Raw genomic sequence first — 11874 nt, 5'->3', positions numbered from 1 at the left:
CGGTGCCGCGGACCGCCAACCGTGTGCTGATCGGGCTCACCGGCCTGGTCCTGATCGCCCTCGGCGGCTGTGTGCTCGCCGTCGGCCTCGGAGTGAAGCCCCCCTCATGGTGGATCCACCAGGGCCCGCACGACGTCCTGCTCAGCGACGCCGAGCGCACCCGGTGGCGGGAGCGGACCTGGTGGTGGCCCACGGTTGTCGGGGCGCTCGCCGTACTCGCCCTGCTCGCCCTGTGGTGGCTCATATCGGTGCTGCGCAGGCGTCGCCTCGCGGAAGTGCTCGTGGACACCGGCGACGGCGAGGGCGCCCTCCTGCGCGGACGGGCCCTCGAGGACGTACTGGCCCAGGAAGCGGGGCAGCCGGACGGCGTCGCATGGGCGGAGGTGCTGCTGACGGGGCGCCGCAGCACACCGGCGGCCCGCATCCGGGTCGGGGTGGCCGCGCATGTGGACCCCGCCGACGCGCTGCGCAGGCTGACCGACGAGTCGCTCGCGCGCGCCCGCGAGTCCGCCGGCCTCGCGAGACTGCCCGCCGAGGTACGGCTGCGGGGTGTCAGGCACCGGGCCGAGCGGGTCACCTGACGGCCGCCGGGGAGCCGGCCCTATTCCGCCGGAGCGTCCCCGTACAGGGTCAGCGCGGTGCCCACCAGGCCCAGATGGCTGAATGCCTGCGGGAAGTTCCCGAGCTGGCGGCGTGCCTCCGGGTCGTACTCCTCCGCGAGCAGACCGACGTCGTTGGTGAGTCCCACGAGCCGCTCGAACAGCCGCTCGGCATCGTCGGTGCGACCGATGAGATGCAGGGCCTGCGCGAGCCAGAACGAGCAGACGATGAAGGTTCCCTCGCCGCCGGGAAGCGGGTCCACCTCCGAGCCCTCCGTGCTGTAGCGGCGCACGAAGCCGTCCTGCTCCAGCTCCGCGCAGACCGCGTCGACCGTGCCCGCCACGCGCGGGTCGTCCGGCGGCAGGAAGCCGACGCGGGGGATCAGCAGCAGCGAGGCGTCGAGCGCGCGCGACCCGTAGTACTGGGTGAACGTGTTGCGCTCCGGGTCGAAGCCGCGCTCGCACACCTCCCGGTGCACCTCGTCGCGCATCGCCCGCCACCCCTCCAGATCGCCCGACAGGTCGGGATGCGCCTGAAGCGCGCGCACGGCCCGGTCGGCGGCCACCCACGCCATCACCTTGGAGTACACGAAGTGGCGGCACTCGCCGCGCACCTCCCACAGCCCCGCGTCGGGCTGCCGCCACGCGGTGCGCAGGAAGTCCATCAGCGCGCACTGCACCTGCCACATGTGCGGCCTGACGGGCAGGCCCGACCGCTGCGCCAGTGTGAGCGAGTCGATGACCTCGCCGTACACGTCCAACTGGAGCTGCTTCACCGCCTCGTTGCCGATCCGAACCGGTGCCGAGCCCTGGAAGCCGGGCAGCCAGGACAGCTCGAACTCGGGCAGCCGCCGCTCACCCGAGATGCCGTACATGATCTGCAGGTCCGCCGGATCGCCGGCGACCGCTCTGAGCAGCCAGTCGCGCCAGGCCTCGGCCTCCTCGTGGTAGCCCGCGTACAGCAGCGCCTGCAGCGTCAGGGTCGAGTCGCGCAGCCAGCTGTAGCGGTAGTCCCAGTTGCGCACACCGCCCAGGGACTCCGGCAGGGAGGTGGTGGGGGCGGCCACGATGCCGCCCGTGGGCTGGTAGGTGAGGGCCTTGAGGGTGATCAGGGAACGGACCACCGCGTCCCGGTGGGGGCCGTTGTAGCGGCACTGCGCCGCCCACCCCTGCCAGTCCTCGACGCTGCAGTCCAGGGCCTGGAACGGGTCGATGAACGGCGGGCGGGGCCGGTGCGAGGGATGCCAGGTCAGGACGAAGGCGACCCTCTCGCCCTTGCCGACGGTGAACTCGGAGTGGGTGGTGAAGTTGGCACCCCAGGTGTGCACCTCGGGCTCGCTGCGCAGCCACACCGAGTCGGGGCCCGCGACGGCCACGCGCTGACCGTCGTGGCGGCGCATCCACGGCACGATCGAGCCGTAGTCGAAGCGCAGCCGCAGTTCGCCCCGCATGGTGACGCTGCCTTCGAGGCCCTCGATGACGCGTACGAGGTCGGGGGCGCGGTCGCGCTGGGGCATGAAGTCGGTGACACGCACCGAGCCGTCCCGGGTGTCCCACTCCGTGTCGAGGATCAGAGTCTCGGGCCGGTAGGCGCGGCGGGTGCACAGACGGGCGCCCTTGGGCGCCATCCTCCAGTGGCCGTGTCTGTCGTCGCCCAGCAGCCTGGCGAAGCAGGCGGGCGAGTCGAAGCGGGGCAGGCACAGCCAGTCGACCGAGCCGTTCCGGCCGACCAGGGCGGCGGTCTGCTCGTCGCCGATGAGCGCGTAGTCCTCGATGCGCGGGTCCACGGAGTTCCGGGTTCCCGGTGCACCCACGCAGCAATCAGGGGCGGGGCCGGAGGGGTGACAGAGCCGCCCGCGGGAGGGACCGCGCGCGCTGGAGGTGAGGGGCCGGGCAGGCGGTCAGACCGCGGCGGGCTCCGGCTCCCTGCTCGGGTCCTCCGCAGCCCTCCGCGCCCGCTCCCGGGCCTCGCGGCGGACCAGGACCAGCCAGCCGAAGGGGACGCCCGCGGCGAACACCCACCACTGGACGGCGTACGGCAGGTTGATGTCGCCGAGGCCGATCCAGCTGGTGTCCTCCTTGGGCGACGGGATCAGCTCGGGGCTGCCGCCCTTGGGGGCGGGCGCGGTCAGTTCGATGTAGCCGCCGAGCACGTCCTTGGCGGAGGCGTCTCCGGTGCCGCGCAGCAGGGCGCCGACCTGCCGGCTGTTGATCAGCATGATCTGGCGGTCCGGCAGTCCCTTGACGTTCTTGATTCCGCTCGCGGCCGTCGTCTGGTCCTGCATCAGCCGGCCGGTGACCGTGGTCTCGCCGCTCGCGGGCGCCGGGATCTTCGGGAAGGCGGTCTGGGAGTCGGGGGAGCCGATCCAGCCCCGGTCGACCAGGAGCGTCCTGCCGTCGTCCAGCAAGAAGGGGGTCAGGACGTGGTAGCCGATCTCGTCGTCCGCGTTCGTACGACGGCGCACCACCAGCTCGTGCGCCGTGTCGAAGCGGCCCTTCGCGGTCACGCGGCGGTAGATGTCCTTGTGCTCGACCGTTCCGCCGACGGAGGTGAGCGACTCGGCGGGCACGGGCCGCGCCGCCAGCGAGTCGTTCATCACCTTGTTCAGCGCCTGCCGGTGGTCGTGGCGGTGCAGCTGCCAGAGACCCAGCCCGATCATCGTCGGGATGAGCAGGAGGGCCACGAGGGTGAGGATCACCCACTGGCGGGTCAGCAGGAAGCGGTACACCCCACGACGGTACATCTCGGTCGTGGGGTGCTCTGAGGCGGGTACCGGCTCGGACGGGTACACCGGCTTGGACTAGGACCGGCTCACGTACGGTGTCGCGTCGACGGGGCTGACACGTCAGCTGGAATTTGCGCAGACGGCCCAGACAGTCACGTTGATCGTCGTCCCGCTGGAGTTGCGCATGGTGGCCTCCCACGTGGTGTTGCTGGTCGGTGCAGTCTGCATGACGTACACCCCGCTACTGACGAATGCGTCGGGGGAGATGCCTCCCCCGGTGACCACCGTCCCGGCTGGACAGGTCGCTGTGAGGGTGCAGATGTCGTCGCCCGTGCATGAGGCGGATTTGGAGACCTGTTGGTAGCCGGCCAGCCCACCAGGTCCCGTGACACCGGTCGCACCCGTGGGGCCGGTCGGTCCCGTCGGTCCTGTGGGCCCCGTCGCTCCGGTGTCGCCCATAGGGCCTGTGGGCCCCGTAGGACCTGTTGGCCCTGTGGCGCCCCTGCACTTCTCCTTGCGGTCCCTGTCCTTGCCGCCCCTCGAGGACCTGCGATCGTCATCACGGCGGTCGTCGCACGACTTGCGCCCCCCAGCCGGTGCCAGGAGCCGGGACGCCTGCTGATGAGCAGGGGCAGTGTCGGCCGCGGAGGGGATAACGCCGAAGGCGACCAGCGTCGGCAGGGCCAGAAGACCCGCGGCCAGCACGTTTCTGTGCCGGGAGAACGGACCGAATCGGGTGCCAAGGCGCATGAGTGACCTGCTTTCTACTTCGAGCTGTGACCTACTCGCAGCGAGTCGTGGTGATTCCAAGGACGTAGATTGCCCTCAGAGTTCGGTGATCTCAGCATGAAAGTTGACAGACGCGCCGAATATCCTCATAACGGCGGGAACGTAAGAAAATCGGCGTAATTCCGATCGCGGGCGAGGAATCGCTCGCTATGCCCGGTCGGCCGAGTGCAGGACGGAAAGCGAAAGCCATCGAAAGCCGAAATCTTGGGAGTTCGGCTGTCTGCGGGCGCGAGTCAGACGCCGGATTCCGCTTCGGTAATTCCAATAATATGCAGGGCCGGGCCGCTTGAGTCGGCAGGCAGAGGAACCTGGCCTCCGCGAAGGAGTGTTGGCATCGCCGGACGCTACGCCGACCAGGTAGAACCTCCGGTCGGGAGCGGGCCGTCAGCTTGCCCGTGCCGTCTGCGGTCCTGACGATACCGTGCATGACACGTTGCGAAGTGTGCGGCAATGACTATGCGCTGGCGTTCACTGTGGAGACCCAGGACGGCGCGCGCTACGTCTTCGATTCGTTCGCCTGCGCGATTCACCATATGGCCCCGATCTGTGAGCACTGTCGCGTGCAGATCATCGGTCAGGGTGTCGAGGCCGACGGTCACTGGTACTGCGGCGGGCATTGCGCCCGAGCGGAGGGCAAGGTCGGTATCGTCGACAAGGTCGGATCACCGGCATAGCGAAGTGCCCCTCCCGCGGGAGGGGCACTTCGCCGTTGGCGATCACGCGAACGTCGGTCGGTGAGTGTCCTCACCGGTTACGCGCGCCGGCCCTCGGCTCCGGTACCGCTCCCGCGGGCTCGACGTCCCGCAGAAGCTGTCCGAAGGCCGCCTCGTCGATCACCGGCGTTCCGAACTGCCGTGCCTTGACCGTCTTCGACGTGCCCGAGTCGGGGTCGTTGGTCACCAGCAGGCTCGTCAGCCGTGACAGGCTCGTGGCGACATGCAGTCCCGCCTCGACGGCCCGGTCCTCCAGCAGCTCCCGGTCGATGGACGTGTCACCGGAGAACGCCACCCGCATGCCCTGCTTGAGCGGTTTGCCCTCTTCGTAACGGCCCGGGTTGGGGTAGGGGCAGGCCGGGCGCTTGCGTGAGGGCCGCCAACTGCTCGGCCCGGGGCCCCCGGAGGACTGCCGGCCGATCGTCGGGGAGGCGGACCACTCGGTCAGCGGGCGGCACTCCAGCAGCGGCAGCCGTACGCCGTCGCGCGCGGCCGAGTGCAGACTCGGGCGGAACGCCTCGGCCAGGACGCGCGCGTCGTCCAGCGCGTGGTGCGCCCGCCGCTGCACGACCCCGAAGTGCGCGGCCAGCGTCTCCAGCTTGTGGTTGGCCAGCGGAAGCCCCAGCTCCTTGGAGAGCGCGATGGTGCACAGCCGCTGACGGACCGGCGCCTCGCGCTCGGCGCGCGCGTACTCACGTGCGATCATCGACCAGTCGAACACCGCGTTGTGCGCGACGAGGACGCGTCCTGCGAGCCGGGCCGAGAACTCCTCGGCGATTTCGTCGAACAGCGGTGCCCCCTCGAGGACCTCGCTCGTCAGGCCGTGAATCCATACGGGGCCCGGGTCGCGCTCCGGGTTGACGACCGTGTACCAGTGGTCCTCGACCTCGCCGCGCGCGTCCAGCCGGTAGACCGCCGCCGAGATGATCCGGTCGTCGCGGGCCAGTCCGGTGGTCTCCACGTCGACGACCGCGTACCCCTCGGGATACGCGGCCGGCCAGACGGCCGGGGGCACTGCGGTCGCGGGATCTTCAAACATGGTCATTGAGGATACGGGCCCTGGCTGACAGCCTTTCCCCTGCCCGCCCGGCGGGGCCGGTTCACGCCGCCCACGCGCCGGGGCGCGCACCCCCGCTACAACCGGTGCGAGTTCGCCGCGGGTTCGAGGAGGGACCGCACCAGCGCCCGCACGGACAGGACGAACAGCCGCTCCCTGTCCGGAGGACCGGCCAGCGCGAGGGCCAGTGCCGGATCGTCACCCGCGGACACGGTGCCGCTCCACAGCTCCTGCTGACCGGGATGCTGCTCCGGCGCCCGCTCCTGATTCCGTTCCACCAGGACATGGCCGACGACCTGGACCTGTACGGCCCGTACCAGGTCGGCGGCCCCCGCACCGCGCAGGCCCGCGGCGTGCGCCTCCCGTACCAGAGCCTGCTGGGCGGGCAGGAACATCCGTTCCGTCAGACCGCGTTCGTGGACCAGCGCGACCAGATGCGGACGGCCGAGCAGCCGTCGCCGCAGGGCGCCCGCGACCGAGACGATGCGCTGCGCGGGCGTGTCCCCGGTGGGGTGGATCTCGCCGAGGTCGGCGACGGTGCGCTCCACGAGTGCGTCGAGCAGGGCCTCGCGGTTGCCGACATGCCAGTAGATCGAGGTGACGGCGGTGCCCAGCTCCGCGGCCAGCCTGCGCATGGACAGCGCGTCCGGACCATGCCGTTTCACCAGGTTCGCGGCGGTGTCCAGGACCTCGTCCCGGGTGAGTGCCGCTCTGGCCATGATCCCCCCAATGTTCGTCCGTGCAGCCCTGTTTACCCCGGACGGGGTCTGCTGTAACTGTGTTACAGGTGACGGTCCGTCAGGCACGGTTGACGGGTCCGACGCGACGGCCCATCAGTCGAAGCGGTACGACGACGAAGGGGTACGACATGGCACGAGTGCGGTACGGGGCGCGCACCGAGGCGGAGATCGCCGCCACGCGCGCCGCTCAGGCGAAGCTCCCCGACATCTGGTCCACGGGCGTCGTGGCCACCTGGGAGAGCGATCCGGACGCGGTCGCGGCGGTGCTGCCGCCCCCGCTCAAACCCACCGCCCGCCCCCTGGTGCGGGTGAACATCAGCAAGGTGAGCCTGCCCGGATATCCCCTCGGCGCGGGCTCGTTCGCGGTCGCCGCCGCGCACGGCGGCGTCGAGGGCTGGTACCCGCTCGTCATGCCGATGACCCATGAACGGGCCCTGACCGGTGGCCGCGAGGTCTTCGGGGAGCCGAAGAAGCTAGGCGAGGTGACGGTCGAGCGCGACGGCCTCGTGATCCGGGCATCGCTCGCCCGGCACGGCATCGCGTTCGTGGAGGTCCGCGGCGCGGTGAGCGGGGAACTGCCCTTGCCCGCGCCCAGCCGCAAGACCGACTTCTACTTCAAGTTCCTCCCCGCCGTGGACGGTTCGGGCTTCGACGCCGACCCGGTCCTCGTCCACTGCGTGCGTGAGGAGAAGGTGCGCAAGCTGGAGCGGATCACCGGGGACGTGATCCTGCGTGAGTCGGTGTACGACCCCGTCACCGACCTCCCGGTCCGCCGCCTCCTGGAGATCAGCCTCGGCGAGAAGACCACCGACCAGCGCGGCACGGTGGCCGAACGGGTCGACGCCGCCGCCCTGCTGCCCTACGTCCACCAGCGGTACGACGACCCGTTGCAGGTCTTCGACGGGCCGCCCGAGGGGAGCGCCTGATGAGGCTGAGCGCCGGACAGGTCGCCGTGGTCACCGGGGCGGCGAGCGGCATCGGGTTCGCGATGGCACGGCGGTTCGCCGCCGAGGGTCTGCGCGTCGTCCTCGCTGACGTGGAGGAGGGGGCGCTGGAGAAGGCGGCGGCCCAGCTGCGCGAGGCGGGAGCCGTCGTACACGCGCGCGTGGTGGACGTGGGGGACCGGGCCGCGGTGGTGGCCCTCGCCGACGACGTGTACGAGCGTTTCGGCGCCGTCCATGTGCTCTGCAACAACGCCGGAGTCGGATCGGGCGCCGAAGGCCGTATGTGGGAGCACGACCCGAACGACTGGGCTTGGGCCTTCGCGGTCAACGTGTGGGGCGTCTTCCACGGAGTCCAGGCCTTCCTGCCCCGGATGATCGCGAGGGGAGAGCCGGGCCATGTCGTCAACACCTCCTCGGGCGACGGCGGTATCGCACCCCTGCCCACCGCCTCCGTGTACGCCGTGACCAAGGCGGCCGTGGTGACGATGACCGAGTCCCTGTACGCGCATCTGAAGGCGGAGCACGCGCGCGTGGGCGCTTCCGTGCTCTTCCCGGGCCCGCACATGCTGCGGACGGGACTGTGGGAGTCGCACCGCAACCGCCCCGCCAGGTACGCCAAGCAGAAGCCCCGCCGCACCCCGTACCGCAGCATCGACCAGTGGGAGGCGGCGATGAAGGAGGCCGGGCGCGAGGTGAGCTTCACGCCGGTCGAGGAGGTCGCCGGCCTCGTCGTGGAGGGCATCCGTGCGGACCGCTTCTGGCTGCTGCCGCCGAGCGAGCACAGCGACACCCAGATCAGGGCGCGGGCGCGGTCGATGCTCGACCGCGCGAACCCGTCGTACCTCGAGAACTTCATCCTCGACTGACTCGACTGACTCGACTGACTCGACTGACTCGACCGACTCGACCGACCGGTTCGACTGGACCGATTGGACCGAGAGGGGGACCACGGTGACCGACCAGACCCCGTATCTGATCATCTCTTCCGACTGTCATGCCGGACTGCCCACCGAGGAGTACCGGCCCTATCTGGAGAGCCGCTTCCACCGGGAGTTCGACGAGTTCCTCGCAGGACGGGACCGCCGCCGGGAGGAGATGACCCGGCTCGGCATCCGCAACGAGGCGTTCGCGGACAAGTGGTTCAAGGACAACGAGGAGGGGCTGCGCGGCGGCTGGGAGCCCGCGCAGCGCCTCAAGGAGCTCGACGGCGACGGAGTGGCCGCCGAGGTGGTCTTCCCGGACGCCGACGCCGTGGACAGCCGGACCGCCGCGCCCTTCGGCGTGGGCCTCGGCCTCTCCGGCGACCAGGACCCCCGGCTCGGCATGGCGGGCGCGCAGGCGCACAACCGCTGGCTCGCGGACTTCGTGTCCGAACACCCCGAACGGCACTGCGGGGTCGCCCTGCTGCCCATCACCGCCCCCGTCGGCACCGTCGTCGCGGAGGTCCACCGCGCCAAGGAGTCGGGCCTCGGGGCGCTGATGATCCCCTGCATGTGGGCCGACAAGGAGCCCTACCACGACCGTCGTTACGACCCGGTGTGGGCGGCGGCGGCCGAGTGCGGCATGCCGGTCCTCACCCACTCGGGGACCTCGCCGCGCGACGAGTACGGCGACCACCTCGGCATCTACGTCAGCGAGGTCACCTGGTGGCCCGCCCGCCCCCTGTGGTTCCTGCTGTGGTCGGGTGTCTTCGAACGCCATCCCGGGCTGAAGTTCGGTGTGGCGGAGTCCGGCTGCTGGTGGCTGCCCAACCTGCTCTGGTTCATGGACCGCCTCTACCTCGGCGCGCACGGCGGCAAGAAGCTCTCGCCGTTCGAGGAGCTGAAGCGCCCGCCGCACGAGTATCTGGACCGCCAGATGTTCGTCTGCGCGACCAACACCAAACGGCGCGAACTGGCCCAGCGGTACGAGATCGGCGTCGACAACATCCTGTGGGGCAGCGACTTCCCGCACCCCGAGGGAACCTGGCCCGACACCCGCGCCTGGCTGCGCCGCACCTTCCACGACATCCCGGCCGCCGAGACCCGCCGGATGCTGGGCCTGGCCGCGGCGGACGTCTTCGGCTTCGACACCGAGAAGCTGGCCCCGCTCGCCCGGCGCATCGGCCCCACCCCCGCGGACCTCGGCCAGCCCGACGACCAGGCGGCCGTGGAGGCGTCCTGGGCCCGCTCCCGTGAGGCGGGCCGCCACTGGCTCACCGACGAGGACTTCCCGGTGCTGGGGGTGACCCGGTGAGCGAGGAACGGTCCGATGAGCGGTACACCGTGATCTCCGCGGACTGCCACGCCGGGGCCGACCTCCTGGACTACAAGCCGTACCTGGAGAAGCGGTACCACGAAGAGTTCGACGCGTGGGCAACGTCGTACGTCAATCCCTACGAGGACCTGCTCGCCGACACCGCCGACCGGAACTGGAACTCCGAGCGGCGCCTTGCCGAGCTGGAGGCGGACGGCATCGTCGCGGAGGTCGTCTTCCCCAACACGATCCCGCCGTTCTTCCCGTCCGGGGCGCTGATGGCGCCGGCACCCACCGGGGAGGAGTTCGAGCTCCGGTGGGCGGGCCTGCGGGCGCACAACCGCTGGCTGGCCGACTTCTGCTCCCTGGCCCCGGACCGCCGGGCGGGCGTTTTCCAGATCCTGCTGGGCGACGTCGAGGAGGCGGTGAAGGAGATCAGGCGGGCCACGGAGGCCGGTCTGCGCGGCGGACTTCTGCTCCCCGGGACACCGCCGGGCTCGGGCCTTCCCGAGCTGCATTCGGCTTCGTACGACCCGATCTGGGCGGTCTGCGAGGAGCAGGGCGTCCCGGTCAATCACCACTCCGGATCGGCCTCGCCGCCCCTGGGCGACGAACCCGCCGCGCGGGCCGTGTTCATGGTGGAGACGACATGGTTCTCGCACCGCGCGCTGTGGCATCTGGTCTTCGGCGGGGCCTTCCGGCGCCATCCCGCGCTGAAACTGGTGCTGACCGAGCAGGGTTCGGGCTGGATACCCGGTGTGCTCGCCATGCTGGACTACTACCACGGCCGGATGGTCGCCGCGGCCCAGGCGTCCACGGCGCAGACGGCCGAGTCGAAGTTCGGCGTGGGGCTCGCGGACGCGATGGGCGAGGCCCCGTCGCGGGTGTGGCGCTCGAACTGCTTCGTCGGGGCGAGCTTCATGCGCCCGCACGAAGTACCGCTGCGGGACCGCATCGGTCTCGACAAGATCATGTGGGGGAGTGACTACCCGCACGACGAGGGCACCTACCCGTACACCAGGGAGGGCCTCAGGTTCGCGTTCGCGGGTGTGCCGCGCGAGGAGGTCGCGGCGATGGTCGGCGGCAACGCGGCGCGCGTGTACGGCTTCGACCTGACCGCCCTCGATCCCATCGCGGCGAAGGCGGGCCCCACGGTCGCGGAGATCGCCGAACCCCTGCCCCAGCCTCCGCCCGACGCGACGAGCCCGGTGTTCGCGCGTGGAGGGTCGGTACGGGTCTGGTGACGTGCGGGGTGCCATCCTCGGTCCCGTGACCGAACCACCCCACGACGAGACGCACGGCGGCGCGCTCGGCTCGCGGCTGAACTGGCTGCGGGCCGCGGTGCTGGGCGCCAACGACGGCATCGTGTCCACGGCGGGGCTGGTCGTCGGCGTGGCCGGGGCCACGGGCGCCCGCGCGGCACTGCTGACGGCCGGCCTCGCGGGACTGCTCGCCGGGTCCATGTCGATGGCGGCGGGGGAGTACGTGTCCGTCTCCACCCAGCGCGACTCGGAACTTGCCGCGCTGGCCATGGAGAAGCGCGAGCTGCGCGAGCAGCCGGACGCCGAACTGGAGGAGCTCACCGAACTGCTGGAGGAGCGCGGGCTGTCCCGGCAGGTGGCCCGCGAGGCGGCGGTCCAGCTGACGGAGAGGGACGCGCTGCGCGCGCACGCGCGCGTGGAGCTCGGTATCGACCCCGACGAGCTGACCAATCCGTGGCATGCGGCGTGGGCCAGCTTCCTGGCCTTCACCATCGGCGCCCTGCTGCCGCTCCTCGCGATCGTCCTGCCGCCGGCCTCCGTACGCCTCCTCGTCACCGTGGCGTCCGTACTGGCCGCGCTCGTCCTCACGGGGTGGAGCAGCGCCAGGCTCGGCGCCGCCGACCCGAGACGGGCGGTGCTGCGCAACGTGGCGGGCGGCGCGCTGGCCATGGGCGTCACCTATGCGGCGGGCAGCCTGCTGGGTGCCGCCGGGGTCTAGACGAGTCTGTCCAAATGCCTGCGGGCATGAAGAGAGGGTGTTCAAGATCCGTTTGTGACGACAGAACTGAACACCCTCGTGACCGCACTTT

The 11874-nt window shown here is 70.9% G+C and carries 11 protein-coding genes; 7 read left to right on the top strand and 4 right to left on the bottom strand.

Features of this window, described 5'->3' with window-relative positions; genetic code table 11:
* Window positions 1-2: 2 nt before the first annotated feature.
* The gene (gene amaP, locus ABZ845_RS00055; protein WP_360970982.1) at window positions 3-581 is read left to right on the top strand and encodes an alkaline shock response membrane anchor protein AmaP; all 579 of its coding nucleotides are present in this window, start codon (window positions 3-5) and stop codon (window positions 579-581) included.
* A 20-nt stretch (window positions 582-601) separates the two neighbouring features.
* Here the strand turns inward: amaP and ABZ845_RS00050 are convergent, their stop codons facing one another.
* Together ABZ845_RS00050 and ABZ845_RS00045 are read right to left on the bottom strand one after the other, a co-directional pair.
* A complete protein-coding gene (locus ABZ845_RS00050; protein ID WP_360970979.1) occupies window positions 602-2386 on the bottom strand; it encodes a glycoside hydrolase family 15 protein in 1785 nt (594 codons plus the stop codon).
* A 114-nt stretch (window positions 2387-2500) separates the two neighbouring features.
* Entirely contained in the window at window positions 2501-3328 is an 828-nt protein-coding gene (locus tag ABZ845_RS00045; RefSeq protein ID WP_360970976.1) for an SURF1 family protein, read from the bottom strand.
* A gap of 1211 nt (window positions 3329-4539) precedes the next feature.
* Between ABZ845_RS00045 and ABZ845_RS00040 the strand changes: the two genes are divergently transcribed.
* Complete coding sequence (locus ABZ845_RS00040; RefSeq protein ID WP_360970973.1) at window positions 4540-4788, top strand: hypothetical protein; 249 nt, start codon at window positions 4540-4542, stop codon at window positions 4786-4788.
* A gap of 70 nt (window positions 4789-4858) precedes the next feature.
* Here the strand turns inward: ABZ845_RS00040 and ABZ845_RS00035 are convergent, their stop codons facing one another.
* Entirely contained in the window at window positions 4859-5866 is a 1008-nt protein-coding gene (locus ABZ845_RS00035) for a DEDDh family exonuclease (RefSeq protein WP_360970970.1), read from the bottom strand.
* A 95-nt stretch (window positions 5867-5961) separates the two neighbouring features.
* Window positions 5962-6603, bottom strand: a complete 642-nt coding sequence (locus ABZ845_RS00030) for a TetR family transcriptional regulator (protein WP_360970967.1) — start codon at window positions 6601-6603, stop codon at window positions 5962-5964.
* A 149-nt stretch (window positions 6604-6752) separates the two neighbouring features.
* Here ABZ845_RS00030 and ABZ845_RS00025 point away from each other — a divergent pair, with 149 nt between their 5' ends.
* The 5 genes from ABZ845_RS00025 (at window position 6753) to ABZ845_RS00005 (ending at window position 11783) form a co-directional block, all read left to right on the top strand.
* On the top strand, window positions 6753-7550 hold the full coding sequence (locus ABZ845_RS00025; RefSeq protein WP_360970964.1) for an acetoacetate decarboxylase family protein: 798 nt from the start codon (window positions 6753-6755) through the stop codon (window positions 7548-7550).
* Complete coding sequence (locus ABZ845_RS00020) at window positions 7550-8434, top strand: SDR family NAD(P)-dependent oxidoreductase (protein ID WP_360970962.1); 885 nt, start codon at window positions 7550-7552, stop codon at window positions 8432-8434. The genes ABZ845_RS00025 and ABZ845_RS00020 overlap by 1 nt, the downstream gene beginning before the upstream one ends.
* Window positions 8435-8519: 85 nt before the next feature.
* Window positions 8520-9803 carry an amidohydrolase family protein gene (locus tag ABZ845_RS00015; protein ID WP_360970959.1) on the top strand — a complete coding sequence of 428 codons (1284 nt, stop codon included), beginning with the start codon at window positions 8520-8522 and terminating at the stop codon, window positions 9801-9803.
* Window positions 9800-11047, top strand: a complete 1248-nt coding sequence (locus ABZ845_RS00010) for an amidohydrolase family protein (RefSeq protein ID WP_360970956.1) — start codon at window positions 9800-9802, stop codon at window positions 11045-11047. The genes ABZ845_RS00015 and ABZ845_RS00010 overlap by 4 nt, the downstream gene beginning before the upstream one ends.
* A gap of 25 nt (window positions 11048-11072) precedes the next feature.
* Complete coding sequence (locus ABZ845_RS00005) at window positions 11073-11783, top strand: VIT family protein (protein WP_360970953.1); 711 nt, start codon at window positions 11073-11075, stop codon at window positions 11781-11783.
* Window positions 11784-11874: the final 91 nt, after the last annotated feature.

It is taken from the genome of Streptomyces sp. NPDC047022 (genome assembly GCF_040644155.1).
Lineage (GTDB): Bacteria > Actinomycetota > Actinomycetes > Streptomycetales > Streptomycetaceae > Streptomyces.
Note: the sequence above shows the minus strand (reverse complement) of the source record. Positions and strands in the feature narration are given on the sequence as shown.